The 25,596-nt window shown below is 36.0% G+C and carries 23 protein-coding genes and 2 tRNA genes; 13 read left to right on the forward strand and 12 right to left on the reverse strand.

The window, feature by feature from the left end:
• Nucleotides 1–83 precede the first annotated feature (83 nt).
• The gene (locus EGI05_RS05695; protein ID WP_123262081.1) at nt 84–1,046 is read left to right on the forward strand and encodes a YpdA family putative bacillithiol disulfide reductase; all 963 of its coding nucleotides are present in this window, start codon (nt 84–86) and stop codon (nt 1,044–1,046) included.
• 2 nt (nt 1,047–1,048) lie between these two features.
• On the opposite strand, the gene EGI05_RS05700 is transcribed toward EGI05_RS05695, so the two are convergent.
• The 3 genes from EGI05_RS05700 to EGI05_RS05710 all read right to left on the reverse strand — a co-directional run bounded on the left by EGI05_RS05700 (nt 1,049) and on the right by EGI05_RS05710 (nt 6,225).
• Nucleotides 1,049–3,079 carry a TonB-dependent receptor gene (locus EGI05_RS05700; RefSeq protein ID WP_123262082.1) on the reverse strand — a complete coding sequence of 677 codons (2,031 nt, stop codon included), beginning with the start codon at nt 3,077–3,079 and terminating at the stop codon, nt 1,049–1,051.
• Between the two features lie 124 nt (nt 3,080–3,203).
• Nucleotides 3,204–4,376, reverse strand: a complete 1,173-nt coding sequence (locus EGI05_RS05705; RefSeq protein ID WP_123262083.1) for an MFS transporter — start codon at nt 4,374–4,376, stop codon at nt 3,204–3,206.
• A 175-nt stretch (nt 4,377–4,551) separates the two neighbouring features.
• Complete coding sequence (locus EGI05_RS05710) at nt 4,552–6,225, reverse strand: glutamine--tRNA ligase/YqeY domain fusion protein (RefSeq protein WP_123262084.1); 1,674 nt, start codon at nt 6,223–6,225, stop codon at nt 4,552–4,554.
• 154 nt (nt 6,226–6,379) lie between these two features.
• On the opposite strand from EGI05_RS05710, the gene EGI05_RS05715 reads away from it, so the two are divergent.
• Nucleotides 6,380–7,510 (forward strand): alpha/beta hydrolase, encoded by a 1,131-nt coding sequence (locus EGI05_RS05715; protein ID WP_123262085.1) that lies wholly within the window; start codon nt 6,380–6,382, stop codon nt 7,508–7,510.
• A 239-nt stretch (nt 7,511–7,749) separates the two neighbouring features.
• Here EGI05_RS05715 and EGI05_RS05720 read toward each other — a convergent pair whose 3' ends face one another.
• Both EGI05_RS05720 and fbp read right to left on the reverse strand, forming a co-directional pair.
• Nucleotides 7,750–8,772: an o-succinylbenzoate synthase gene (locus tag EGI05_RS05720; RefSeq protein ID WP_123262086.1), complete on the reverse strand. Its 1,023-nt coding sequence runs from the start codon at nt 8,770–8,772 to the stop codon at nt 7,750–7,752.
• The gene (gene fbp / locus EGI05_RS05725) at nt 8,772–9,788 is read right to left on the reverse strand and encodes a class 1 fructose-bisphosphatase (protein ID WP_123262087.1); all 1,017 of its coding nucleotides are present in this window, start codon (nt 9,786–9,788) and stop codon (nt 8,772–8,774) included. Before fbp ends, EGI05_RS05720 begins: the two co-directional genes overlap by 1 nt.
• A gap of 324 nt (nt 9,789–10,112) precedes the next feature.
• On the opposite strand from fbp, the gene EGI05_RS05730 reads away from it, so the two are divergent.
• The 4 genes from EGI05_RS05730 to EGI05_RS05745 all read left to right on the forward strand — a co-directional run bounded on the left by EGI05_RS05730 (nt 10,113) and on the right by EGI05_RS05745 (nt 13,552).
• Entirely contained in the window at nt 10,113–11,351 is a 1,239-nt protein-coding gene (locus EGI05_RS05730) for an aspartate kinase (protein WP_123262088.1), read from the forward strand.
• A gap of 22 nt (nt 11,352–11,373) precedes the next feature.
• Entirely contained in the window at nt 11,374–13,215 is a 1,842-nt protein-coding gene (locus EGI05_RS05735; protein WP_123262089.1) for a lysophospholipid acyltransferase family protein, read from the forward strand.
• An 87-nt stretch (nt 13,216–13,302) separates the two neighbouring features.
• Nucleotides 13,303–13,375: transfer RNA gene (locus EGI05_RS05740), tRNA-Phe, on the forward strand.
• A 104-nt stretch (nt 13,376–13,479) separates the two neighbouring features.
• Nucleotides 13,480–13,552: transfer RNA gene (locus tag EGI05_RS05745), tRNA-Phe, on the forward strand.
• Between the two features lie 50 nt (nt 13,553–13,602).
• On the opposite strand, the gene EGI05_RS05750 is transcribed toward EGI05_RS05745, so the two are convergent.
• Nucleotides 13,603–14,556: an alpha/beta hydrolase gene (locus tag EGI05_RS05750; protein ID WP_123262090.1), complete on the reverse strand. Its 954-nt coding sequence runs from the start codon at nt 14,554–14,556 to the stop codon at nt 13,603–13,605.
• Nucleotides 14,557–14,655: 99 nt separating this feature from the next.
• On the opposite strand from EGI05_RS05750, the gene EGI05_RS05755 reads away from it, so the two are divergent.
• From EGI05_RS05755 to EGI05_RS05770, 4 genes are all read left to right on the forward strand, one after another.
• Nucleotides 14,656–15,015, forward strand: a complete 360-nt coding sequence (locus EGI05_RS05755) for a winged helix-turn-helix transcriptional regulator (RefSeq protein ID WP_123262091.1) — start codon at nt 14,656–14,658, stop codon at nt 15,013–15,015.
• A 171-nt stretch (nt 15,016–15,186) separates the two neighbouring features.
• Nucleotides 15,187–16,362, forward strand: coding sequence for a thioredoxin family protein (locus EGI05_RS05760; protein WP_123262092.1), 1,176 nt, complete (start codon nt 15,187–15,189; stop codon nt 16,360–16,362).
• Nucleotides 16,363–16,365: 3 nt separating this feature from the next.
• On the forward strand, nt 16,366–16,983 hold the full coding sequence (locus tag EGI05_RS05765) for a DUF3575 domain-containing protein (protein ID WP_123262093.1): 618 nt from the start codon (nt 16,366–16,368) through the stop codon (nt 16,981–16,983).
• Between the two features lie 2 nt (nt 16,984–16,985).
• Nucleotides 16,986–17,192 (forward strand): hypothetical protein, encoded by a 207-nt coding sequence (locus EGI05_RS05770; protein WP_123262094.1) that lies wholly within the window; start codon nt 16,986–16,988, stop codon nt 17,190–17,192.
• A 95-nt stretch (nt 17,193–17,287) separates the two neighbouring features.
• On the opposite strand, the gene EGI05_RS05775 is transcribed toward EGI05_RS05770, so the two are convergent.
• Nucleotides 17,288–18,484 (reverse strand): exo-beta-N-acetylmuramidase NamZ family protein, encoded by a 1,197-nt coding sequence (locus EGI05_RS05775; protein ID WP_123262582.1) that lies wholly within the window; start codon nt 18,482–18,484, stop codon nt 17,288–17,290.
• Between the two features lie 4 nt (nt 18,485–18,488).
• Between EGI05_RS05775 and EGI05_RS05780 the strand changes: the two genes are divergently transcribed.
• Both EGI05_RS05780 and EGI05_RS05785 read left to right on the forward strand, forming a co-directional pair.
• Nucleotides 18,489–19,718 (forward strand): ABC transporter permease, encoded by a 1,230-nt coding sequence (locus EGI05_RS05780; protein WP_123262095.1) that lies wholly within the window; start codon nt 18,489–18,491, stop codon nt 19,716–19,718.
• A 125-nt stretch (nt 19,719–19,843) separates the two neighbouring features.
• A complete protein-coding gene (locus tag EGI05_RS05785; RefSeq protein WP_123262096.1) occupies nt 19,844–20,827 on the forward strand; it encodes a PLP-dependent cysteine synthase family protein in 984 nt (327 codons plus the stop codon).
• Nucleotides 20,828–20,869: 42 nt separating this feature from the next.
• Here the strand turns inward: EGI05_RS05785 and EGI05_RS05790 are convergent, their stop codons facing one another.
• Genes EGI05_RS05790 through EGI05_RS05800 form a run of 3 tightly spaced genes read right to left on the reverse strand, consistent with a single transcriptional unit; the run spans nt 20,870 to nt 22,647 of the window.
• Nucleotides 20,870–21,397, reverse strand: coding sequence for a hypothetical protein (locus tag EGI05_RS05790; protein ID WP_123262097.1), 528 nt, complete (start codon nt 21,395–21,397; stop codon nt 20,870–20,872).
• Between the two features lie 38 nt (nt 21,398–21,435).
• A complete protein-coding gene (locus EGI05_RS05795) occupies nt 21,436–21,738 on the reverse strand; it encodes a chaperone modulator CbpM (RefSeq protein WP_123262098.1) in 303 nt (100 codons plus the stop codon).
• A gap of 3 nt (nt 21,739–21,741) precedes the next feature.
• Nucleotides 21,742–22,647 carry a DnaJ C-terminal domain-containing protein gene (locus tag EGI05_RS05800; RefSeq protein WP_123262099.1) on the reverse strand — a complete coding sequence of 302 codons (906 nt, stop codon included), beginning with the start codon at nt 22,645–22,647 and terminating at the stop codon, nt 21,742–21,744.
• A 93-nt stretch (nt 22,648–22,740) separates the two neighbouring features.
• Here EGI05_RS05800 and EGI05_RS05805 point away from each other — a divergent pair, with 93 nt between their 5' ends.
• Entirely contained in the window at nt 22,741–23,940 is a 1,200-nt protein-coding gene (locus EGI05_RS05805) for a dicarboxylate/amino acid:cation symporter (RefSeq protein ID WP_123262100.1), read from the forward strand.
• Between the two features lie 75 nt (nt 23,941–24,015).
• Here EGI05_RS05805 and EGI05_RS05810 read toward each other — a convergent pair whose 3' ends face one another.
• The gene (locus tag EGI05_RS05810) at nt 24,016–24,399 is read right to left on the reverse strand and encodes a DUF779 domain-containing protein (RefSeq protein ID WP_123262101.1); all 384 of its coding nucleotides are present in this window, start codon (nt 24,397–24,399) and stop codon (nt 24,016–24,018) included.
• A 134-nt stretch (nt 24,400–24,533) separates the two neighbouring features.
• Nucleotides 24,534–25,568 carry an alcohol dehydrogenase AdhP gene (adhP, locus tag EGI05_RS05815; protein ID WP_123262102.1) on the reverse strand — a complete coding sequence of 345 codons (1,035 nt, stop codon included), beginning with the start codon at nt 25,566–25,568 and terminating at the stop codon, nt 24,534–24,536.
• Between the last annotated feature and the right edge of the window lie 28 nt (nt 25,569–25,596).

The following is a 25,596-nucleotide window of genomic DNA, read 5'->3' on the forward strand; positions in this document are numbered from 1 at the left end:
CCAAAACTAATGCCATAAATATTCAGAGATAAGTTTTCTTATAAAATATAAATCTGATGTAAGCTTTTGATTACATTTGTAACATGGAAATTCTGGATATTCTTATTATCGGAGGCGGACCTATTGGGTTAAATTGTGCACTGGAAGCTCAAAAAAACAATCTTACTTATTTAATTGTAGAAAAAGGAACCATCGTTAATTCATTATATCATTATCCTCTCTACATGAGATTTTTCTCTACGGCTGAAAAACTGGAAATAGATGAAATTCCATTCATTTCGGCTGCTCCGAAACCAGGAAGACAGGAAGCTTTAGAGTATTATCAGGGTATTGCAAGACAGAAAAACATCAACATTCACTTGTATGAAAAGGTTTTGAAAGTATCAAAGAATAATGAAGTCTTTGAAATTGAAACATCAAAATCAACATACCTGGCCAACAATGTAATTATTTCCACCGGCTTTTATGATATCCCGAATATGATGAATATTCCGGGAGAAAACCTACCGAAAGTACAACATTATTATACGGAACCATATCCTTACGCTAAACAGAAAGTTGTAGTAATAGGTTCCAGTAACTCTGCAGTGGATGCAGCCTTGGAAACCTATAGAAAAGGAGCGGAAGTAACGATGATCATTCGTGATTCGGGAATTTCCGAAAGTGTAAAATATTGGGTAAAACCTGATATTGAAAACAGGATTGCGGAAGGAAGTATCAAAGCGCACTTTAATGCTGAAATCATTGAAATTAAAGAGAATTCAGTTATTTTCAGAGACAAAGACGGGCAAACACATGAAATTGAAAATGATTTTGTTCTGGCGATGACAGGCTATCTTCCAGATTTTGATTTTTTAAGGAATTCAGGGATTGAATTACAGGGAGAAGGCCTGAATCCTTTCTACCATCCCGAAACTATGGAGACCAATATTCCCCATTTATATCTTGCGGGAGTGGTTTGCGGAGGGAAAGATACTCACCTTTGGTTTATTGAAAACTCTAGGGTTCATGCCGAGATGATTATAGGAAGTATACTTTCTAAATGATTTTAAAAATCCACTTTCATCCCAATTATAAAATTTCTTTTAGCGGCCGGATTGTAGAAGCGGTTGCCAAAAGCATTGATATCAAACCCTAATACATATTCCGTGTTATAAAGATTTTGAATTTGCAGGTATAGGTTCAGTTTGGTTTTCTCCATTTCTATAGGAACACTGAATTGAATATTTCCCACAAAGCTGGCTTCAGACCAAACAGAATTAGCATCATTCAAAGGCATTTTTGAGGTATAGAAATGAGAATAATCAACGGACAGCTTTCGAAAGAAGATGAAATTCAATAAACTGCTTATACTTGTAGCGGGAACACCTGTAAGATCATTTCCGGAAAAATCTTCCGTATTCTGTCTATAATTTTTAAACTTAAAATCGTAAAAGCTTCCTGAAAATCTAAATTTAAAATAGCTGAACAATTCGTTATGCAAATTAAACTTTTTCGATTCCAGAAGCACCTCAACACCTTTCTGCACCGTATTTCCCTGATTCACAAAATACTCCTGCCCCTTTTCATTCTGTCTTCTGACAATAGCATCTTTCATCCGGAAGTCAAAATAGCTTCCTTCTATAAAAATGGTATTTCTAAACTGTTTTCTGATCCCTACTTCTTTATTCCATCCATATTCCGGGCGAAGACTCAGATTGAATTCCTGATTGGAAGAGCGTATTTCTTCATTGGTAGGAGCTGAATTTCCTTTTCCTATTTTTCCTCTTACTGAAAATCCTTTTCCCAAAAGATAAGTGATTCCGAAATTGGGAAGCCATTGATTTTTAAAAGCAACTTTGCCCTCATCCGATGATGGATACATTCTTTCCCATTGATACACATTGGAATTCAAGCTTAAAGAGATATCTGTAAATAACTTGTCATTGAAATTCAATTTTTGTGATAGAAAGTAAAAGCCGGATCTGTAGGTAAGCTGGTCAAAATTCTGTGGACTCCCTTCAAAACCCTTATTATTATCGTAGTTTTTGATCAGAATATGATTAATTCCACCTTCAAAACCCAATCTCCAGGCTGCTGTAATAGCATTCCAGCTTTTTTCATAATTAACATGCGTTCTTACAGCAAAATTCTTTTCAAATCGGTTTTCATAATTGGTGATAAAAGGGTTTTCAAAATCCACATAAGAACCCTGAATCAAAATAAAATGAGAAATAGCCGGATTAAGAGCGTACTCATGGGAAATTCCTGCAAAAACCATTTTATTACGGATTCCTGCATCCTGTTCCTGGGCCCCCGGAAGTGTCGCTGTTGCCGGTCTTGCCTGCTTCCTGTTCATTTGCATTTGCTGCAAGGTTAATCCACCCGGAGTTTCATAATTAAGATCAGAAAGTAATAACATGGCATGAATCAACCCTTTTTCTGAGTACTGAAACCTGTCTTTTATGAAAACTTGTTTTCTTTCAACGGCAGATTGTTCTCTGTAAGAATCTGTCCTGTAATAATTCTGAAAAATCTCAAAAAAATGCTTCCCTGCTTGTTTTGAAAGGTTAAAATTTTGATTAAAAGCTCCATAGCTTCCCACACTAAGATTTGCAGACAGCTGATCTGATTTTTTGGTCTGAAGAAGAACAGTTCCACCTGTCACAGCTCCATAATCTCCACTTTCAGGGCCTTTATAAATCTCCATTCTATCTATAAGTTCGGGAGAAATTATGTTGAAATAGGTATTTCCTGAAGCATCAGACAAAATAAAATCATCCAAGTACACTTTAATATTTCTCACTCCAAAAGGTGACCTCAACGTACTTCCCCTCAGAGAAATCCTGTAGCTTCCCGGAGAACGTTCTTCCATTCTGGCACCCGCAATCTGATTGAAGGATTCCAGCATTCTTTCCGGAGTATTCTGATTCAGAAGATTTTCTGAAACTACAGAAACCGACTTTGTGGAGGCCATAAAAGGTACCGGCTTTTTATACGCATCAATTCTAACTTCCGAAATCAAGGTCGCGGAATCTTTTTCCTGGGAAAAGAAAAACGCACTACAAAGGATTAAAAACAAGGAAGAAACTTTCTGCATGAGTAGAAGTTAGAATTAGAGACCAAAAGTTAGTGAAAATTATGCTACCGATTCTATGAGTTTAGACAAGATTCATTTGAAAAAAAAGTTACGAACATTGACATCCGTAACTTCTTTTTTACATTCAGCTTCTAGCTTCTTCTTTATCTTTCAGCATCCACGGAATAATAAAGTAAAAGGCCCCTGCAATAAGAACCGACAAAGCTCCTGTCCCGATCCATAAAACCTCAAATCCAAGCTTATCCGCAATCATGGTTCCTAGATAAGGAGTAATGATGAATGCAATAGAAAATGAGATCCCGTTAAGTCCCATATAAGCTCCTTTATTATTTTTCCCTGATCGCAAAGCTGTAATCGTAGACATAAAAGGTAAGGTCCAAATCTCTCCGATACATAATAAAGTCATGGAAATCACCAAGGTAATTATGCTGTAATCAAAGCCTAACATAGCGTACGAAAAACCACATAAAAAAGTTCCGATGAGCATAGTAAAAGCCAGGGTAAAATATTTCTCCGCTATCTGTACCAAGGACATTTCCAGCAATACGATCAGAAAACCGCTGTAGGCCAATATATATCCAATATTTTGCTGACTCAGGTGTGCGGTGTCCTTATAAAATATCGTCAATGTACTGAATAGCTGGAAAAAGCATATCGAAAACAGCATACAAAAGACACAATAGATCAAAAACTTATGGTCCCGATAAGGTGAACTTTCTTTGGTAACCAATTTAGCTTCTTTTACTTTTTTTGCTTTGGCTACTGCCAGCTTATTTCGTTTTCCAAAGAACCAGATATATAATAAGCCCGCCAACAAAGCTCCTAAAGCATTGCTGTAAAATAAAAACTCATACGAGATAGCAGACAAAATACCGCCTAACGCAGGCCCGATTGAAAATCCTAAATTGATGGCCATACGGTTTAATGAAAAAGCTCTGGTAATGTTTTCAGGCTTTGCATATTTGGTGATGGCCACGGAGTTGGCAGGACGAAAAGACTCACTTACAATACTTTGCGCCAGAATAATGCCCGCCAGTCCCGCTTCTGTCGTAAAAAGCGGAATCAAACAAAATAGCGGTACACTCAACAGTAAGCTCAGACTTTGTACACGATACTCTCCAATACGGTCAGTAATCATACCTCCTAACCAGGAACCGATTACGGATCCTATTCCGAAAAAGCTCAGAATAATTCCTGAATTCTCAATGCTGAAATGCAAATGGGCCGTCATATATACTCCTAAAAACGGAAGTACCATAGACCCGGAACGGTTGATGAGCATTACCAGTGCCAACATCCAACTTTCCTGAGAAAGTCCTTTAAATGAACTTGCATATATATGTAATAGTTTCACAATTTTTAATGTTTAGTTTTAATATTATTTGATTTTGGTGTGTTTTATCCTTACTGAAGAAAAAAACAGGGCCTATAAATAAGCCCTGTCCTTTATTATATATTAATATAAATAGATTTTACTCCGGCTTATAAGAGTCTTTTAACGTTACTGTACGATTGAATACCAAATTGGTATCCGTAGAATCCTGATCTTTCGTAAAATACCCGATTCTCTGGAACTGAAGAGGTTCCCCAACTGCCACATCTTTTAAACTAGGCTCAGCAAATCCTTGAACAATAGTCATTGATTCCGGATTGATGAAGTTTAAGAAGTCCACATCCTTTTCTGCATCAGGTTGTTCTACCGTGAATAACTTATCAATAATTCTCACTTCTACAGGCAAGGCATGTTTAGCAGACACCCAGTGCAGCGTTCCTTTTACTTTTCTTAAGCTTTCTTCTGTTCCGCTTCCTGACTTACTTTTCTCATCATATGTTGCATAAATGGTTGTAATTTCACCATTCTCATCCTTCTCTACTCTTTCTGCTTTGATGATGTAAGCAGATTTTAAACGGACTTCACCGCCTAATTTTAATCTGAAAAATTTATTGTTCGCTTCTTCTTTGAAGTCTTCACGTTCAATATATAATTCTCTGGAGAACGGAATTTCTCTTGTTCCCGCATTTTCCTGCTCAGGATTATTTTCGGTTTCCACCCATTCTTCCTTACCTTCAGGATAGTTCTCAATCACTAATTTGACAGGATCCACTACTGTCATAACACGTTTTGCGACTTTATTCAAGTCTTCACGTACGCAGAATTCAAGCAGCTGAAGCTCAATAAGGTTTTCTCTTTTGGCAACGCCCACTTTTTCAATAAAATTCCTGATAGAAGTCGGAGTGAAACCTCTTCTTCTCATTCCTGAAATCGTAGGCATTCTTGGATCATCCCAACCGGTCACCACCTTTTCAGCCACAAGTCTTTGCAGTTTTCTTTTGGAAGTGATCATATAGGAAACATTCATCCTTGCAAATTCTCTTTGCTTTGGTGCTACCTTATTTTCATCGTAAACTTGTTCCAAATACCAATTATACAGCGGCCTGTGGTTTTCAAACTCCAAAGAGCATAATGAATGAGATACTTGCTCCAGATAATCTGATTCTCCGTGAGCCCAGTCATACATCGGATAAATTTTCCATGCTGTTCCCGTTCTATGATGTGGTCTTTTTAAAATCCTGTACATCACAGGGTCACGCATATTCATATTAGGAGAAAGCATATCGATTTTGGCACGAAGAGACATTGAGCCTTCCTCAAATTCCCCATTTTTCATCCTTTCGAATAAATCTAATGATTCTTCAACAGGACGGTTTCTGTATGGAGATTCTATTCCCGGTTCTGTAGGATTCTTTCTTTGTTCCGTGATCACTTCGGACGGTTGCTCATCTACGTAAGCTTTTCCTTCTTTGATCATTTGAACGGCCCATTCATAAAGCTGCTGGAAGTAGTCGGATGCATACAATTCTTTATCCCACTTGAAACCCAACCATTCAACGTCTTTCTTGATAGAATCTACGAACTCCTGCTCTTCTTTTTCAGGGTTCGTATCGTCGAAACGAAGGTTTACAGGGGCATTGTATTTTTCACCCAAACCGAAGTTGATGCAGATGGCTTTAGTATGCCCTACATGCAGATAACCATTGGGTTCAGGTGGAAAACGGAAACGGATCTGATCTTTATTCAAACCGTTTGCCAAGTCATCTTCAATAATTTGCTCAATAAAATTGAGTGATTTTTTTTCTTCTTCCATTACGTTCGCTTTATTTTATGCAAAAAAAGTTTCACAAAGTTATGGAAAATTTAGGGTTTACGAAAGTGATAATTTTAAGGTTCAATGGTTTATTATTCAATATTTTTTCCGAAATTTCGCCCAACTAAAACTAACTGACCTTAAACCGACAAACATGGCTGTTTATATACTCAGCAATAGGAAAATCGTTCGCCATAAAGGCGAAAAAGTAGATTCATTTTCCAATGATGAATACTCCATTCCTAATTTCAGGATCGCAAAGTGTGATTTTGACGGTTATAAGGAACCAACCGCTCAAGCCCAAAAGAAAAAAGATTACACCAACCGAAATATTTTAAACTATAAACTTTTTTCAGAGCCTGAAAAACAAGGTTATGAAGAAGTTTTGGAGGTTTTACTGAGCGAAAAAGGCAATAAAAAATCCAATCTGACAGCTAATAATTTAGGCGGAACCCAAAGGTTATTTTATGAATTATACAAAAACATGTCTTCCACCAAACTGAGAAGTGATGTTTTAATATTTATTCATGGGTATGCGTATGATTTCGATGATGAATTAAAAGCGATCATTGATCTTAAAAAATTATTCATTGATAATCCCGAATCTCCGATTGAGCATATTTTGTTTGTAAGCTGGCCGGCTTCAAGCAGCATTGTTCCATTAACTTATTTTGATGATAAGGCAGCAAGTATCAATTCCGGAAATTCTTTAATGAGATTGTTTTATTTCTATACTCAATTTTTGAAGGATATTTTTTCCAACAAGGTTCTTACTCCATGTAATCAGAGAATTCATATCATAGCCCACTCTATGGGAAACAGAGTGCTTCAAAGTATGTTGTACAGCCTTAAGCGGGAAAATATAGTACGGGTAATCGACCAGGTTTTATTGTTGAATGCTGATGTTTCTTATAAAGTCTTTGAAGATTCTGAAGACTCTTTTAATAAGCTTCCATTGCTGTCTAACAGGGTTTCCATTTATCTCAACAGAAAGGATGCCATTTTAGGAATATCGCAGTTCACTAAGAACATTCTCACTCCGCGGCTTGGAAAGAACGGCCCAAGTAATATTGATCATTTTAAAGATATTGTTTCTATTATTGACTGTACCTTTATTGAAGATGATCTGTTAAACACCTTGAAATTTGATGTAGGAAATCATTGGGGATATTTATCCAGCTCACAGGTTCAAAGAGATATTTTTCAAAACCTGAACGGAATAGACAGAAACCTGATAACCAACCGATTAAAAAACAACGAAAACATATTCACAATTATTTCCTAACGAATTATTAATTAAAATTTAATTAATGAAGATGTGTGTTAAAGTTAAAATTAATAATGCAAAATGGCATAAAGATTGTAAGTCTTCACATAGGGAAATACTAAATTTTTTATCATGGAAAAAGTAAAAAAAACGTTTTCTCATATATTGACATATATTAAGAAAACTATTTTCGTAAAAGACGTGATTTAATTTAATTACACAGAGTGAAAGTAAGTACAAACAAAAAAACTAACAACCTATTCGATCCTAAAAATACTATTTAAGAAAAAAAGTTCTTCACCTTGTAAAACTAATTGACTGTCAAAGTTATTAGTAAAAAGACCTCCTGTACCTAAACCTTGAGGCATTTTGTTGTCCTTGGTATAGGTATACTGAGCAATAGCATTCAGTCCTATATTACTTTCTAATGCGGAAGTGATCCACCATCCTATTTCCTGCTTTTCGGCAAGAGAAATCCATTCATCCGAACCCGCGAAACCTCCTACAAGTGAAGGTTTTAAAATAATATATTGAGGAGATATAGCCTCCAAAAGCTTTTTCTTATCAGCCAGCTCAATGATTCCGATCAATTCTTCGTCCAGAGCAATCGGAGTTGGAGTTTTTGAGCATAATGCAGCCATATCCTTCCAGTTTCCGGCTTTTATGGGTTGTTCGATGGAATGAATCTGCAGATCGGCAAGCTGTTGTAAAACGATCTTTGCTTCATCTGTAGTAAATCCGCCATTCGCATCGACACGAAGCTCCAGCTTTTCTTTTGAGAATTTGGCTCTCAGTTTTTGGAGAATCTCATGTTCGGATTTCCAGTCAACTCCAATTTTCAATTTAATACAATGAAAACCCTTATTCAGTTTATCCTGGATCTGTTCTTCCATGTATCCGATATCTCCCATCCAGATCAAACCGTTGATGATAATTGGAGATGTGCCTTCTGTAAATTCGCTTGGAAAGTAAAGATGATCACCATATTTCAAATTCAATACAGCTTGTTCATATCCGAACCAAATCGAAGGAAACTCTTTTAACTCTTCTTGTAGAAACTCTCTTTCTTCATGAATATTTTCACAAAGCCATTGCAGTTTTTCTTCATAATCCCGTCTGTCATCAAAACTTAATCCCCGAAAAACCGCACACTCTCCTATTCCCTTATTTTCATTTGCTGAAATCTCAAGAATAAATGTCTCTTTTTCATACAAAACGCCTCGAGATGTTCCACTCGGGCGTTTGAATTGTAATAAATATCTGAAATATTTTGCTGTCATTATTTTACGCTGTCGATTCGCATAAATTCTTCTGCTTTTTCCACCATTTCAGTGCTTCCGCAGAAGAAGGGAATTCTTTGGTGAAGCTCAGTAGGCTCAACTTCTAAAATTCTTCTGAATCCGTCTGTTGCTTTTCCGCCTGCCTGTTCTGCCAAGAAAGCCATTGGGTTACATTCATATAATAATCTCAATTTACCGTTGGGCGCCTGTGAATAAGAAGGATAGATATAAATACCTCCTTTCAGCATATTCCTGTGGAAATCAGCCACCAAAGATCCGATATATCTTGAAGTGTAAGGACGATCGCCTTCTTCCATCTGGCAATATTTAAGGTAATTTTTAACTCCCTGAGGGAATTTGATATAATTTCCTTCGTTGATGGAATAGATCTTACCGTTTTTAGGAAATTTAAGATTCGGATGAGAAAGATAATAAGTTCCAAGAGACGGATCCAGTGTAAATCCGTTCACCCCATTTCCAGTAGTGTAAACGATCATTGTAGATGAGCCGTAGATCACATATCCCGCAGCTACCTGATTGATTCCTTTTTGTAAGAAATCTTCTAACTGAACAGGTGTTCCCGGCTCTGAAACCCTTCTGTAAATTGAAAAAATAGTTCCTACGGAAACATTCACATCAATATTGGAAGAGCCATCCAATGGATCGATAAGTACGACGTATTTGCTCAAATGTCCGTTATCCCCACATTTGATGTCAATGAAATCATCGTTCTCTTCAGAAGCAATTCCACAAACCACTTCTCTTTGAGATAAAGCCGTAATAAAAATATCATTGGCAAGAACATCCAGTTTCTGCTGTTCTTCTCCCTGAACATTTTGATTACCTGCTACACCTGTAATATCTGCAATTCCTGCCTTATTTACTTCTCTGTTTACTACTTTTGAAGCCAACCTTATAGCACTTAGAAGACGGGACAGCTCCCCTGTTGAATACTGAAAATCATCTTGCTTGTCAATAATAAATTCTCCTAAAGTCTGTAATGATTGATCTGACATATTATTCTTTTTATGTTTTCCCAAATTTCGTAAAATTTATATGATTTAAAAAGAAATTCTCACAAATTACCTTACTAACTGTTTTTCAACAAGATACAAAACCCATTTCTTAAGTCATTTTCAATTTTGTGTCTTTGTTATATGACCAAATTTCTACACTAAGGTGATGAAATTCCGATAAATTCCGGTTTTTCCGAACCTAATTCAATGGGTTATTTCCATTGTAACATTGCTATTTTCATATCTCAATGTAAATTTATAATTTTGACTCCCATAAAATTCCCCTATGTTTTATTATCTAACAATTTTATTTTTAACAATTTAATGAAAATTTTCAAGTTTGGTGGTGCATCCGTGAAAGATGCCGAAGGTGTAAAAAATGTATCAATGGTTTTAGAAAGCCAGGGTTTTTCTAAATGTTTGCTGGTTATTTCAGCCATGGGAAAAACAACTAATGAATTGGAAAAAGTGGTAGAGCTTTATTTCAAGAAGGATAACTATCAAACTGAAATTGAAAATATAAAACAGAAACACATTGAAATTGCAGAAGGCTTATTCCCTGAAGATCATCCTGTCTTTGCGGAGATCAATGTATTTTTCGATGATATCGACTCTTTTTTAAGAAGAAACAAATCTCCTAATTATAACTTCGTATATGATCAGGTGGTAAGCTGTGGAGAAATGATCTCCACTAAGATTGTAAGCGAATACCTGAATGAAATACAGTTTACCAATCAATGGCTGGATGCAAGAGACTATGTGAAAACAGATAACTCTTACAGAGAAGGAGTGGTAGACTGGTCAAAAACAGAAGAATTCATTTCCACGCTGAATCCTGAAATCTGTTATGTAACACAAGGTTTTATCGGTTCAGATGATAACAACTTCACAGTAACTTTAGGAAGAGAAGGATCCGATTACTCTGCGGCTATCTTTGCTTATTGCTTAAATGCTGATGCCATGACGATCTGGAAGGATGTTCCGGGCGTAATGACTGGTGACCCGAGAAAATTCAATGATGTTACGCTTCTTTCCAATATTTCCTATGAAGAAGCGATTGAGATGGCGTATTACGGAGCGAGTGTTATTCACCCGAAAACATTACAGCCATTACAGCAAAAAAATATTCCTTTTTATGTAAAATCTTTTGTAGATCCTACTAAAGAAGGAACAAAAGTGGGTGCTTCAGATAAAAATCAAAGCGAAGAATCCTATATTTTAAAAGAAAATCAAACTTTATTGAAAATCTCTACCAGAGACTTCTCTTTCATTGCGGAAGATCATATGAGTTTAATTTTCGGGTATTTATCAAAGTATAAAATCAAAGTTTCTTTGATGCAGAATTCTGCAATTTCCCTAGCTTTATGTTTGGAAGATAAATTCAATACTATAGATGAACTTAATGAAGAGCTTCAGAAAATATTCAAAACTGAAGTGGTGAAAAACGTATCTTTATTTACAGTAAGGAACGCGAAAATGGATAAAATTGATAAGTTTTACCAACAAAAAAGTGTATTATTGGAGCAGATTTCAAAAAATACCCTTCAAATGGTAACACAATAAAACTAATAGCGACTAAACACACATGAGTTTGATTTCGAAAAATGATCTGATCAAAGCTTCCGGCTTGGGCAAAATCGGTTTCCTAAAGAATCCCATAGCTTCTGCCGTGATGAGCATTGCCAAGATTAATGAAGTAAATAAGCTGTATGATAAGCTTAAAGACAAGGAAGGCAAAGACTTTTTCGACTCATTTGTGAGAGAAAGAAACCTAAGTTATATCGCTTTTGAGGAAGACTTAGCCAAAATCCCAAAAACAGGACCTTTCATTCTAGTTTCCAATCATCCGCTTGGTGCGATTGATGGAATATTAATGTGTAAAATATTATCGGAAGTACGTCCGGATTTCAAAGTAATGGGTAATTTCCTTCTGGAAAAGATCAAGCCTATGGAACCCTACGTAATTTCCGTAAACCCTTTTGAGAACAGAAAAGATGCTTACAGCAGCTCTTCCGGAATGCGCGAAACCCTGAAACATTTACAGAACGGAGGCTGTGTAGGTATTTTTCCGGCGGGTGAAGTTTCCAATAAAAACAATCCGTACGGGGAAATTTTAGATAAAGAATGGGAAAAACCGGCTCTTAAGCTGATCAAAATGGCAAAAGTGCCAGTGGTTCCAATGTATTTCCATGCCAAAAACAGTCGCTTATTTTACCAGGTGGCTAAGCTTCATCCTAATTTACAGACATTGATGCTTCCCGCAGAGATGATGAATGAAAGGGAAAAGCCAATCCGTATCAGAATCGGAAGACCTATCGCCGTAAAAGCGATGGATGATATGGAAACCGTTGAGGAATTGGGTGAATTCTTAAAACGTAAGGTGTATATGATGAAATCTTACTATGAAAAAAGAAAATCCCTTGCCCAAAGTATTAATCTTCAAAACCTGTCCATTAAATTTCCTTTGCTAAAGGAGGAAAATATTGTTCAGAATATTATTGATGAAACCCCGAAAGAAGACATTCTTAAAGATATCAATAAGCTGAAAGGCACTGATAAAATGTTCTTCAGTAACGGAAATTATGAAGTTTACTTTACCGCTTATGAAGAGATTCCTTCTATTATGAGGGAAATCGGGAGACAAAGAGAATTGACGTTCCGTGCCGTAGGTGAAGGAAGTAATCTCCCTTTTGACCTTGATGAATATGATAAGCATTATCATCATCTTTTTCTTTGGGACAATGCAGAAGAAAGATTGGTGGGAGCATACAGAATGGCCTTAGGAAAAGAGGTCATGAAAAAATATGGTATTAAAGGATTCTACACCAGTTCTCTGTTTGAGTTTGAACAAGACATCCATCCTTTCTTCAAAAAGGTCATTGAAATGGGGCGTGCTTATATTTGCCAGGAATATCAGCAAAAACCGTTACCACTTTTCCTTTTATGGAGAGGAATCGTTCATGTATGCCTGAGAAACCCTGATCATAAATTCTTAATGGGAGGTGTAAGTATTTCAAATAAATTTTCGGAATTCTCCAAATCATTGATGATTGAATTCATGCGTTCCAATTATTATGATTCTGCAGTAGCTCAATATATCACGCCAAAAAATGAATATAAAGTAAAGCTCAGAGACCGTGACAAGAATTTGTTCTTCGATGAAATGGAATCCGACCTTAATAAGCTGGATAAAATTATTGATGACCTGGAACCGGAACTGCGACTGCCTGTTCTGATTAAAAAATATATCAAGCAAAATGCAAAAGTAATCGCGTTCAATGTGGATCCTAACTTTAATGATGCGATAGACGGATTGATGTATATCCGCATCAGCGACCTTCCGGAAAGTACGATTAAGCCTGTTTTAGAGGAAATGAGTGACCAGATCAGGAAGGAACAGGAAAATAATCCGGCTGAAAATCAGTAAGTTTTTACTTGGTTTAGAAAAAAGATCTGTTAATACTTGCTTCATATGCGAAAAGTTACTAATTTTGCAACACTTTAAAACAAAGGAGGTTTCTTAGCTCAGTTGGTAGAGCAATGGATTGAAAATCCATGTGTCCCTGGTTCGATTCCTGGAGAAACCACAAACCACCTTAAACAGGTGGTTTTTTATTAAAATAAAACTTGCAGGGTATAATAATTATTACTACTTTTGCACCACTTCAAAAACAATGAAGTAAACCAAAATGGTTTCTTAGCTCAGTTGGTAGAGCAATGGATTGAAAATCCATGTGTCCCTGGTTCGATTCCTGGAGAAACCACAAACCACCTTATGTAAGGTGGTTTTTTTATGGAATAAATTCAAATACGGTTAAACATCATATTGAAATATCCGTTTTCTGAAAAACTCATTGTATTCATCAGTTATTGAACAATCAAACAAATCAAATACATGTAGTGCTCCCGGAATTATCCATAATTCGGTTTTTACTCCTGCCTGGTATAAAAGCTGTGAAAATTCTATATTTTCATCCCGGAGAGGATCCAACTCACAAGCTACGATGGTTGTTTTAGGCAACTTGGAGAAATTTGCATAATTAGTCAGATCAGCATATGTAATACTCTCTCCTATTCTCTCCTTACCTAAAAAATGAAGCCATGCAATATCCGCAAGTTTTTTATTCCATAAAGGTGAATCTGTGAACTCTTGCATGGAAGGGGTATTCAATTTATTATGGATAACCGGATATAATAAGAACTGGTGTCTGATGTTTTTAATATTGTGATCATATGCCATTTGTGTAATTGCTGCGGCCAAATGTCCTCCCGCACTCGCTCCAAATACAGCTATATCAGATGCATCGATCCCGAGTTCTTTCTCTCCATGTTCTATTGTCCATTGCAAAGCATCAAAGCCATCAAGTATTGGAATCGGAAAAGGATATTCAGGAACTAACCTATAATCAACAGATATGATTGTCGCTTTCAGATCTTGTGAAATTTCAACCATCTGGTTCTCCACCTGTTCAGGAAGGCCGAAAACATATCCTCCTCCATGAAAATAAATGATCACCCTATTTTTATCAAAATTGTCAGGCTGATAAATATGCAATCTGATCTTATAATCATCATAAGAACTGGGGATCCAAAGATCTTTTACGTGCAATGAATTGGGGATTTTCATTGGATTATTCTTGAAAAAATCTATTTTTTCCTGTTGAATGATTTCAGGATTATTTAGAAATATATGTTCATCAATTTCCAATGAATCTAAAACTTTTTCTATACTGATCTTTAAACCTTTATCTACTCTGTTAAAATCCATAATCTTATATTACATTTGCTATATGCTGTAAATTTATATTGCTCCGCTTATAAAAACAAACAAAACAACGAATTGTGCGAAACAAACAAAAAAGTAAGTATGGGTATTAAAGAATCATCAACGAATAACGAAAACAGGAAAATAATGGAACAGCAATGTCCCGATATTTATGCTATTAATCTCATCAGCGGACGATGGATTCTCTCTATCTGCTACCATCTTAAACAAAGAACTCTTAGATTTTCTGAACTTAAAAACATGATCCATGGGGTTACAGAAAGAATGCTCATTCTTCAGTTGAAAAAGATGGAACAGGAAAAGCTAATTATAAAAAAAGTCTATGCAGAAATTCCTCCCAAAGTAGAATATGAACTGACGGATATTGGAAGAAGACTAATTCCTATTTTGGAACAATTGGAAGAATGGGGCAAAGAACATAAAAATTCTCTATCAAGATAATTTCCTTTAAATTATTCATCCTTTTCAACATCAATCTATAATTCCTTATTTAAATTTAAATTAGTAATTATTTATTTTAACAAACTTTATAATTAAAAGATAAACATATAAAGGCATTTTATTATTTCCATAAAAACAAAATAATTATCTTCGCTTAGAAATTTAATAAAAATGAAGAAGATTGTCTCCGGATTATTTGTTTTCTTATCTGTAGTTTTATTTGCTCAAGAAGCCATCCAATTCCAGGATTTACCTTTCAAAGATCTTATCGCTAAGGCCAAGAAAGAGAAGAAAATAGTATTTATAGATGCTTATGCTTCCTGGTGTGGTCCTTGTAAAATGATGGAGAAGAATGTTTTCACCCAAAAATCTGTCGGAGATTATTTTAATACAAATTTTGTGAATGCCGGATTCGACATGGAAAAAGGCGAAGGAAGAGATATTGCAGTCAAATATGGTGTACGTTCCTATCCTACCTATCTTTTTCTGAATGGTGATGGTGAACTGGTTTCCCAAAATTACGGGTATATGGAAGAAAGTCTTTTCCTTTCCATGGCACAAGACGTCAATGCACCTAACAATAAAAAAGGTTCACTGAAAGAACGCTTTGCACAAGGAGAAAAAGACCCTGAGTTCCTAATCAATGTAATGAAACTGACTTCTACTTCTGACTTTGAATTTGCTAAAAAAGCTTCTGAAAGATATTTTGAAAACAAGAAAAAAACCGATGAACTTTCTAAAGATGATATCGGATATTTATTATTTTTCTTAAAGTCTGTAGAAGATCCCAATTATAAGATATTCATTTCCAGAAAGGCAGAAATCATTAAATTTTTACCTGAAGATACCTATAAGCAATTTGATGACCAATTAAAGTTGTCAAAGATTATGGATGAATCTATTGATCAAAAGAATAAGAAGATCAATGATGCTTATTTCCTGGAAAAAGCAATACCTCTGATTGGTGAATACGATGCTAAAACAAGATTGAACCAGACCAAGCTCAGTTTCTATGAACAGAATGCCAACTTTTCTGAATATGAAAAAACAGCCTTAGAATATTATAAAAACTCAGATTCTTTTGATTCTAATGATTTATTAAAAGCAGCGTGGATATTTTCAGATCATGTAAAAACATCTACTTCCCTAAAAAAAGCGGTTGAGTGGGCTGAAAAATCAGTTATGAGAGGAGAAACTTCTGAAAATACTTATATTCTGGCCAGACTTTATTTTCTTACAGGAAACATGGAAATGGCAAAAACTTATGCCGAAATGTCCAAAAAATTAGCTTTACAAGCCAACAAAGATGCTAGTCTTTCGGAAAAACTATTACAACAAATTAAATAATATATGCTGAAGTATAAATTTCTCACACCTTTTTTTATTTTATTTTTATTAGGAAACTTAAAAGCACAGGAAGAAGAAAAGAGCTTATATATAAAAGGAAATGCTCTCCTTGCTCCGATAGGTGTAGTCAATGTAGGATTAGAAAAGCAATTGAGCAAAAAATATACATTACAAGGAGATATCCTTATTTCGCCCTGGAAATCGTTTGCAGGCCATGAAATGCAGTATTACTCTCTTTCAGCTGAAGGCCGTTATTATTTTAAAGAAGCCTTCAGTCATTGGTATTTAGGCGCTAATGTCTCTGTGGCTTATTTTAATTTACAAAAATGGAATTATTGGGGAGCCGGAACTTTTATCAATGATAATAATGAGACTTTCATTTCATCCAATCTTTATCAAAAAGGCTATTCTATTTTACTGGGTGTTACGGCAGGGTATCAATTCAAATTATCGGACCATTGGAATATGGATGTGTATGCTACTGTAGGAACATCTCAGGACTTTTACAAAGGATATGACCGTACAACAGGTGAACGTTATGACAATGCAAAAGGCTATAACAAAAGTGGAGAAATTCTTCCCTATAGAGGAGGTGTAATGATTTCTTATAAATTAAAATAAATATGAAATTATTTGGCAAAAACCATATCATTATCTCGATCATTACTTTTATCATTCTGTTCTTAATGAATTATATTGGTAATGATCTTCCTGACAAATTGCAAAGAGCCTTATTGACCGCTTTTGCAGGCGTGGTTGGTTTATCTATTGGGCTTTTAATCCTAAACAAAGGGAAAAACGATAATAATCCGCCTCAGAATTTTGACTGATACATAAGTGAATTGTCAATAGTGAATTTGCTTATGCTTGTGAATTTTCATCCATTAAATGGCGTAACCAAATTCACTATTCCCCATTCACAGCCTTAGTTTTCATACACAACATATTTTGTTCTAATTTTTTCAAAATTGTCTAAGTCAGATTTCCAGGATGCTTTGATATCTGTAATAGATTGTCCGGCAATGATCTGTTTTCTCAATTCATCTGTTCCGGCTAATGTATCAAACCATAAGTTCTTCAGGAAGAAATCCTGGTTTGGGTTTTTATAGTTTTTATAGGCTTTTATCACCCATTCAAGGTTAAGTTCTCGTAAATCCACCGGGTAGCTGGACAGGTTTTCCCCATAGCACAGTTTCCCATTTAAGAATGGGTCTTTTGCTCCGAAATTCGGTTTTGGTGTAAATTGATAAGGTAAATCTTTAGTCCATGGCGAACCATACACCTGAAACGGAATATCTGTTCCTCTTCCTGCAGAAACCTGGGTTCCTTCAAAAAAACAAAGACTCGGATATAGGTTAATTGATTTATCGTTAGGTAAATTAGGTGAAGGCTTATCTAAAATCGGATACCGTTGTTTTTTATGATAATTCAACATGGGAATGAGTGTGTATTTAGCCTGTACACCATTTTTTAGCCATTTTTCTCCATTCACCATTTTTCCGTATTCTCCTATCGTTAACCCATATACTACCGGAACCTCATGCATTCCAACGAAGCTGGTCCATTTTTTCTTCAAAACGGGACCGTCTGTATAACCGTCATGGGGATTCGGACGATCCAAAATCATGATCTCCACGCCATTTTCAGCTCCTGCTTCCATTAAATACGTTAATGTAGAAATATAAGTATAGAATCTTACTCCTACATCCTGAATATCAAAAACAACAATATCAAGCCCTTTCAGTTGTTCCGGAGTAGGTTTTTTATTATTTCCATACAGGGAAACAATAGGAATTCCCGTTTTAGCATCCACTCCATTCTTCACTGTTTCACCGGCATCAGCATTGCCTCTGAACCCATGTTCCGGGGCGAAAATGGACTTTACTTTGACATTATTTTTAACCAGAAAATCCACAAGATGAGTTTTGTCACTCATCAATCCTGTTTGATTGGTTACAATTCCGATGGTTTTATCCTTCAGCAAAGGCAGATACAATTCAGGACGGTCTGCACCGGCCTTATAACAGTCTTTATATTGAGTCTGAGAATAATATTGATTGAATACTCCTAAAAAAATTAGGCAAATAAAAAGTAAATTTTTAATTTTGAAATCTAAATTCATAAGCTTGAAATTTCCTTTATATTTCTCTAGAAAAATAGCATTTTCCAAAGATAACAAAAATAACCTTTCAAGGGTTATCATCTTCATCGGCAGACTTTCTGTTGCTTTAGGGATCATTGTTTCACTGATTACTGTTTCCACAGGTTTCGGTTCAAAGAAAGCAATTAAGGAAAGATTAGCAGATTTCAGCGGTCATATTACCGTAAAATCTACGAGATCCAACTCTTCTTACAACACTTCAGTTCTAGATAACCAGGGTTTAAACATTCAGAAAATAAAAGAGCTACCTGACGTGGCAAGTATCCAGAAATATGCTATGACTACAGGGATTATGCGTAATGAGCATAATTTTGCCGGGATTATCTTCAAAGGAATCGGAAAAGATTTTGACAGCGCAAGGTTCAAAAAATTTCTAATTGCCGGAAAAACTCCTACAGTAACAGAAGTGGGATATAATCACGGGGTTACTATTTCGCAGAAAATTGCCAATGATTTGCATTTAAAGGTAAAAGACAGTATTGTCACCGTATTTTCAAAAGCAGATCAAAAGCCTATTTACAGAAAATTTGAAGTAGTTGGAATTTATCGAACAGACATTAAAATGATCGATGATCAGTTTGTAATCGGCGGAATCAATCATGTCAGAAAAATTCAGGATATGAAACCTGATGAAGTGGGTGGAATTGATATTTTCCTGAAAAACGTCAATGATATCGACCGTGATTTTCCTGAAATCGAAAAATTAATCGGATACAAAAATTACGCTGAAAAAGCCACTGAAAAATTCCCTCAGATCACCGACTGGATCAGTATTTTTGACACGAATATCGCATTGATCATCATCATCATGCTGATTGTAGTGATCATCAATATCATCATGGTTCTTCTTATTCTTATTATTGAAAGAACTAATTCCATAGGGTTGCTTAAAACGTTGGGAGCGAGCAATTCACAGATCAGGGCAACATTCATTAATTACACCCTGATCATTATGATTCCCGGGCTTTTATATGGAAACATTATCGGACTTGGATTGATTTTGCTACAGAAATTCTTCGGTATCATTAAGCTGAATCCTGAAAATTATTATGTAAGTACCGTTCCGGTCGATTTAAATCCGGTGGCCATTATTTCTATTTCTGCCGGGATTCTGATCATTTCTGCATTGGCCTTGATTATTCCGAGCTATCTGATCAGTAAGATTTCTCCGGTGAAAGCGATTAAATATAATTAATGCGAATGGGCAAATAGTTAATGATGAATTTTTCTCTATTCACATTAATTGACTATTGACTATCCACCATTGACTTTTTAATTCTAATTTTAAAGCTGTATCTTTGCACCGCATATAAAAACCATATGAAATACGCAAAAAATATTCTTGAAACTATAGGAAATACACCGTTGGTAAAGCTTAACAAAGTTTTAGGGGATGATTTTCCGGCATTAGTTTTAGCTAAAGTAGAGACCTTCAATCCCGGAAACTCCGTGAAGGACAGAATGGCTCTTAAAATGATCGAAGATGCTGAAAAAGATGGCAGATTAAAACCTGGAGGAACCATTATTGAAGGAACTTCAGGGAATACAGGAATGGGATTGGCTCTTGCAGCGATCATCAAAGGTTATAAATGTATTTTTGTAACCAACTCTAAACAATCAAAAGAAAAATGTGATATTCTTCGTGCCGTAGGTGCTGAAGTGATTGTATGTCCTACAGATGTAAAACCTACAGATCCCCGTTCATATTACTCCGTTTCCAAAAGACTGGCAAAAGAAACTGAAAATGGATGGTATGTTAACCAATATGATAATTTATCAAACAGAACGGCTCACTACGAGTCTACAGCTCCTGAAATCTGGGAACAAACCGATGGGAAGCTGACTCATTTCGTAGTGGGAGCAGGAACAGGAGGTACTATTACAGGATGCGGAATGTTCTTTAAGGAGAAAAATCCTAATATCAAAGTAATTGGTGTAGACACGTACGGTTCTATTCTAAAAGAATTCCATGAAACGGGTGAACTTCATTATGATCATGCGTATACCTACATTACGGAAGGAATTGGTGAAGACATCATTCCCGAAAACTATGACATGTCTGTTATTGATCATTTTGAAAAGGTTACCGATAAAGACGGAGCGATCTACGCAAGAAAATTAGCGAAAGAAGAAGGGATTTTCTGCGGATATTCTGCGGGAAGTGCTATTGCTTCTTTGGTTCAGATGAAAGATCAGTTTACCAAAGATGATGTGATTGTAGTATTGCTTCACGATCATGGTTCAAGATATGTAGCGAAAGTTTACAATGATGAATGGATGAAAGAAATGGGTTGGCTAGACTAAAAATAAAATAGAAAATCAGAGCAAATTGCTCTGATTTTTTTATTACTGATCAATATTTTCTTGTATTGTTTGTTTAAGCAAATTATAATCTTTATCGCTCATTGCTTTTCTTGGAAACATATAGCTGTGCTTTCCGTCTAATGAAATATAAGTATCATTAATATCTGCTGCTGTAAAGTCTTTCCAAAGATTATATTCTTCCTGTTGATCAATTTTTATATTGAAAAATTCATGATTGAAGCTTATTTCATATAGATTGCACTTTTCAAGTGATTTTAAATATCCTTCAACTCCTTTTTTCCATCTGGAAACATTATTGATACTTACTGAAAGAAAAACGGTACAAAGCAGAAATAAAAAGCTCAAAAAGTAAAGGACACCCACATTTTCTTTTCCTAACTGATCTTTTAATAAAAGAGCGATCAATAATAGAGCGCCAACGACTATAGTTGTAATGGTTTTTCCTTTTGTAGTGGGCGAGAAAAATAAACTTCCCTGGTCACCGTTGAAATAAATATCTTCAAAATTTTTCCTATCCGGCTTTAATCTGATTACCTTTTCTTCACTCATTCTTATTTAATATTGCTTTAAAAGTCTACAAAGCTAAACTAAATATCTTCATACTTATCACTTATTGCAGAAAGTTTCTTTATCAGCTCATGATTCTTTTTTTTCAGGTCTTCCATTTTTTGAAGCATATCATGGATCACTTCCAGGCCGGGCAGATTAATTTCAAGGTCATAATGCCAATTGGTAAACCTTTCAAAAGCCGGCAGATCTTCATAGCTTATATAAAGGATATCATTTTCGGTTTGTACATTCAGCAGGCCAAAATCTACCAGATCATCAAAGAAAGTGACTTCTATATTGTATATTTTTACGAGTTCTTCTCGCGATATTCTTTCACTCATGGCTTAGGAATTTTTAAGTTGTTCAAAAAGTTCTTTCTGCTTGTCTGTGAGATGGGTCGGCAATTTGATATCATACGTCACAAATAAATCGCCAAACTGTCCTTCTTTTTTATACACGGGAAATCCTTTACCTTTTAGTCGTACAGTAGTTCCGTTCTGCGTCCCGGGCTTTACTTTTAGGTTCACGCTTCCATCCAGTGTATTTACCATTACATCTCCTCCTAAAACAGCCGTGTATAGATCGATTGTCACTTTTGTTTTCAGGTCATCTCCTACCCTTTCAAAATCCGGATCCGGAGGAATATTGAAAGTAATATATAAATCTCCATTCGGGCCACCATTAAAGCCTGGATTCCCGTGTCCTTTCAGCTTGATCTGTTGCCCGTCATATACGCCTGCCGGAATGGTGATCCTTACTTTTTTACCATTAATTTCAAAGGTTTGAGGATGGGTTTTAGCCGCATCCCTTAAATTTAAATTCAGCTCAGCATGCATATCCTGTCCTTTGAATTTTCCGGAAGCGCTTCCGCGGGAGCTTCTCCTGAAACCTCCGGTTCCCCCAAACATACTCTGAAAGAAGTCTGAAAAATCTTCTCCCTCTCCGAAATCAGCTCCTGAAAAACCTCCATAATCCTGGCTTTGATACTGCCTTTGCTGTTGCTGGGCTTTTTCATATTCTTCCCCATGTTTCCAGTGTTCTCCATATTTATCATATTTGGCCCTGTTTTCTGGGTTACTTAATACCTCATTGGCTTCATTAAGTTCTTTGAATTTCTTTTCAGCCTCCTTATCATCAGGGTTAAGGTCCGGATGTAATTTTCTGGCGAGTTTTCGGTAGGCTTTTTTGATCTCGTCTTGGGTGGCATTCTTCTGTACTCCTAAAATTTTATAATAATCGATATAAGCCATAGAAACGATGTTTACTCAAATTTAGAAATTTTAAGCCTAAAAATTATATAACAGAATGTTAAAAATAAGCCTATCTTTGATAAAAAGCCCTGTATGAAAGAGGTACTGAAAAACTACTCCGGAATTTTATTGTTACTGTTAGGAATTACGATTGGGAGCATTATAGGCATTGCCGCACCTGCTGTGGTGGATTATATTAAGCCATCAGGAGATATTTTTCTTAATCTGCTTTTCGTGAGTGTGGTTCCGTTGGTATTTTTTGCGGTTTCCAACTCTATTGCTTCTTTGGAACAACAGTCAAAATTCGGGAGGATTATTCTTACCATGTCTTTCACCTTTTTGCTTTTTATTTTAATTGCGGCTATTTTTACGATCTGCGCGGTATATCTTTTTCCGGTGTCCTCAATTTCAGGAAGTTCTGAAATGGTTACGGAAACTGCCAATCAGGATAGTTGGGGCAACAGAATTGTAAGCTTTTTCACTGTAGGAGAATTTACAGAGTTATTTTCGAGAAGAAATATGCTGGCTCTTTTGATCTTTGCATTCTTAACAGGGTTTGCAGCTAGAAAAGCAGGTGAAAAAGGACAACCGTTCAGAATCTTTATTGCTTCGGGATACGAAGTAATGAAAGAATTGCTTTTATTGATTATGAAGCTGGCTCCGATTGGTTTAGGTGCTTATTTTGCGTATCAGGTGGCCACTTTAGGACCTCAGCTTTTTGGTTTTTATGGAAAACCATTAGGACTTTACTATATTGCCGGAATTATTTATTTCCTTGTATTTTTCTCTTTGTATGCTTTCATGGCGAATGGACGAAATGGAGTCAAAAGCTTTTGGACCAATGCTATTTACCCCACTCTTACGGCATTAAGCACATGTAGCAGTTTTGCGACCATGCCTGCTAATTTACAGGCAGCTTCTAAAATTGGCATTCCAAACTCTATTGCGAATCTGGTGATCCCGATTGGAACTACACTGCATAAAAATGGTTCATCCATGTCTTCGATTATTAAGATTTACGTAGCTTTTTTGATTATCGGAAGGGATTTCTTTGAGCCATCCAATCTTTTATTAGCGCTTGGGATTACGGTTTTTGTGAGTATTGTTGCTGGTGGAATTCCTAATGGAGGCTATATTGGTGAAATGTTGATGATCTCTGTATACAAATTACCACAGGAAGCTATTCCTGCAGTAATGATTATCGGTACGCTGGTTGATCCTTTAGCAACCGTTTTGAATGCGGTTGGAGATGTTGTGGCGGCAATGTTTGTTAATCGGTTTGTAAAGGTTTAACCCTTTCGTAGCTTATACAGATTTTAATAGATTTCTTTTAACTAACTATTCAATATGAACTTATTAATACTGCCTTTACTCACTTCTTTTTACAGGTTCCAGATTTTCATATTCTTCTGGAGTAAAAAGCCTGTAATGAACTTTAAATGTTTTACCCAACGGTGTCTCCAAAGAAAAACCTCCAGGCCCGAAACCATCAAGAACATCTAATGTAAAATGCGAATATTTCCAGTACTCGAATAAATCGCGATCGATCCAAAATTCGTGACCGTTGATGGTTCCTATCATGGCATCGTTCATTCTTGGGTGAAACCTTCCTTTCTCAAAGCATTGAGGCTGAGTACCTTCACAGCAACCTCCTGCCTGATAGAACATAAGATCACCGTATTTTTTTTCTAATTCCCAAATGACTTCCAACGCTTTTTCCGTAGCTGATAGCCTGGGTATTTTTGTTTCCATTTTTTCTTTTTTACTATGAATCTAAATTAATCATAAAGCTTTTTAATGGTAGGAAAACTCAAGATTTTGATTTTCCTGTAAGTAAAAACCTGACAAAATAATTTCTGCCAGGTTTTATGATATACTATTATAATTTAGTTTGCACTGGCAATATCAAGAACAATCCTGCCATCAATCTGTCCTTTTTTCATTTTATCAAATACATCATTAATGTCTTCTAATTTTGCTGAAGTTACTGTAGCTTTTACCAAGCCTTCGTTAGCAAAATCCAATGCTTCCTGAAGGTCTTTTCTTGTTCCGACAATAGAACCTCTTACGGTTATTCTTTTTAGAACTGTTTCAAAAATCGGCAATTCAAAAGAACCTGGAGGAAGCCCATTTAATGCAATAGTTCCTTTTCTTCTTAAAACATCGATTCCCTGCTTAAAAGCAATAGGAGAAACCGCTGTAATTAATGCACCATGCATTCCGCCAACTTCTTTATGTAAATATTCTCCGGGATCTGTATTTTTTGCGTTCACTACCAGATCTGCTCCTAGTTTTTTAGCAAGTTCAAGTTTATCGTCTGCGACATCAATTGCTGCCACATGCATACCCATTGCTTTTGCATACTGAACTGCAACATGTCCTAATCCACCGATTCCTGAAATAGCCACCCATTCTCCCGGTCTTGTTTCGGTTTCTTTTAAACCTTTATAAACAGTTACACCTGCACAAAGAATAGGAGCAATTTCCAAAAAGTTAACATTCGATTTTAAATGCCCCACATATCTTGAATCTGCGATTACATATTCTGCAAAACCACCGTCCACACTATACCCTCCATTCTTCTGAGCCTCACAAAGGGTTTCCCAACCCGTGATACAATAATCACAACATCCACATGCGCTGTACAGCCAAGGAACTCCTACTGCATCTCCTTCTTTTACCTGAGCTTCCGGTCCACAGGCAACCACAATACCGACTCCCTCGTGTCCGGGAATCAGAGGCATTTTTGGCTTTACCGGCCAATCGCCGTCTACAGCATGCAAATCTGTATGACAAACACCACAAGCAATAACTTTTACCAATACCTCATATCTTCCGGGTTCTCTTACAGGAACTTCTTCTATTTTCAGTGGTTGCCCGTAGCCTTGTACTACTGCAGCTTTCATAGTTTTTGGAATCATATTTTACTTTTGTTTTAATTTAATTTGA

The sequence above is a fragment of the Chryseobacterium daecheongense genome (assembly GCF_003729955.1).
Taxonomy (GTDB): Bacteria; Bacteroidota; Bacteroidia; order Flavobacteriales; family Weeksellaceae; genus Chryseobacterium; species Chryseobacterium daecheongense.

Coding starts and splice junctions, on each gene's coding strand:
- EGI05_RS05695 (WP_123262081.1), top strand. CDS start 84: ATGGAAATTCTGGATATTCTTATTATCGGAGGCGGACCTATTGGGTTA.
- EGI05_RS05700 (WP_123262082.1), bottom strand. CDS start 3,079: ATGCAGAAAGTTTCTTCCTTGTTTTTAATCCTTTGTAGTGCGTTTTTC.
- EGI05_RS05705 (WP_123262083.1), bottom strand. CDS start 4,376: ATGTTGGCACTGGTAATGCTCATCAACCGTTCCGGGTCTATGGTACTT.
- EGI05_RS05710 (WP_123262084.1), bottom strand. CDS start 6,225: ATGGAAGAAGAAAAAAAATCACTCAATTTTATTGAGCAAATTATTGAA.
- EGI05_RS05715 (WP_123262085.1), top strand. CDS start 6,380: ATGGCTGTTTATATACTCAGCAATAGGAAAATCGTTCGCCATAAAGGC.
- EGI05_RS05720 (WP_123262086.1), bottom strand. CDS start 8,772: ATGACAGCAAAATATTTCAGATATTTATTACAATTCAAACGCCCGAGT.
- fbp (WP_123262087.1), bottom strand. CDS start 9,788: ATGTCAGATCAATCATTACAGACTTTAGGAGAATTTATTATTGACAAG.
- EGI05_RS05730 (WP_123262088.1), top strand. CDS start 10,113: ATGAAAATTTTCAAGTTTGGTGGTGCATCCGTGAAAGATGCCGAAGGT.
- EGI05_RS05735 (WP_123262089.1), top strand. CDS start 11,374: ATGAGTTTGATTTCGAAAAATGATCTGATCAAAGCTTCCGGCTTGGGC.
- EGI05_RS05750 (WP_123262090.1), bottom strand. CDS start 14,556: ATGGATTTTAACAGAGTAGATAAAGGTTTAAAGATCAGTATAGAAAAA.
- EGI05_RS05755 (WP_123262091.1), top strand. CDS start 14,656: ATGGGTATTAAAGAATCATCAACGAATAACGAAAACAGGAAAATAATG.
- EGI05_RS05760 (WP_123262092.1), top strand. CDS start 15,187: ATGAAGAAGATTGTCTCCGGATTATTTGTTTTCTTATCTGTAGTTTTA.
- EGI05_RS05765 (WP_123262093.1), top strand. CDS start 16,366: ATGCTGAAGTATAAATTTCTCACACCTTTTTTTATTTTATTTTTATTA.
- EGI05_RS05770 (WP_123262094.1), top strand. CDS start 16,986: ATGAAATTATTTGGCAAAAACCATATCATTATCTCGATCATTACTTTT.
- EGI05_RS05775 (WP_123262582.1), bottom strand. CDS start 18,484: ATGAATTTAGATTTCAAAATTAAAAATTTACTTTTTATTTGCCTAATT.
- EGI05_RS05785 (WP_123262096.1), top strand. CDS start 19,844: ATGAAATACGCAAAAAATATTCTTGAAACTATAGGAAATACACCGTTG.
- EGI05_RS05790 (WP_123262097.1), bottom strand. CDS start 21,397: ATGAGTGAAGAAAAGGTAATCAGATTAAAGCCGGATAGGAAAAATTTT.
- EGI05_RS05795 (WP_123262098.1), bottom strand. CDS start 21,738: ATGAGTGAAAGAATATCGCGAGAAGAACTCGTAAAAATATACAATATA.
- EGI05_RS05800 (WP_123262099.1), bottom strand. CDS start 22,647: ATGGCTTATATCGATTATTATAAAATTTTAGGAGTACAGAAGAATGCC.
- EGI05_RS05805 (WP_123262100.1), top strand. CDS start 22,741: ATGAAAGAGGTACTGAAAAACTACTCCGGAATTTTATTGTTACTGTTA.
- EGI05_RS05810 (WP_123262101.1), bottom strand. CDS start 24,399: ATGGAAACAAAAATACCCAGGCTATCAGCTACGGAAAAAGCGTTGGAA.
- adhP (WP_123262102.1), bottom strand. CDS start 25,568: ATGATTCCAAAAACTATGAAAGCTGCAGTAGTACAAGGCTACGGGCAA.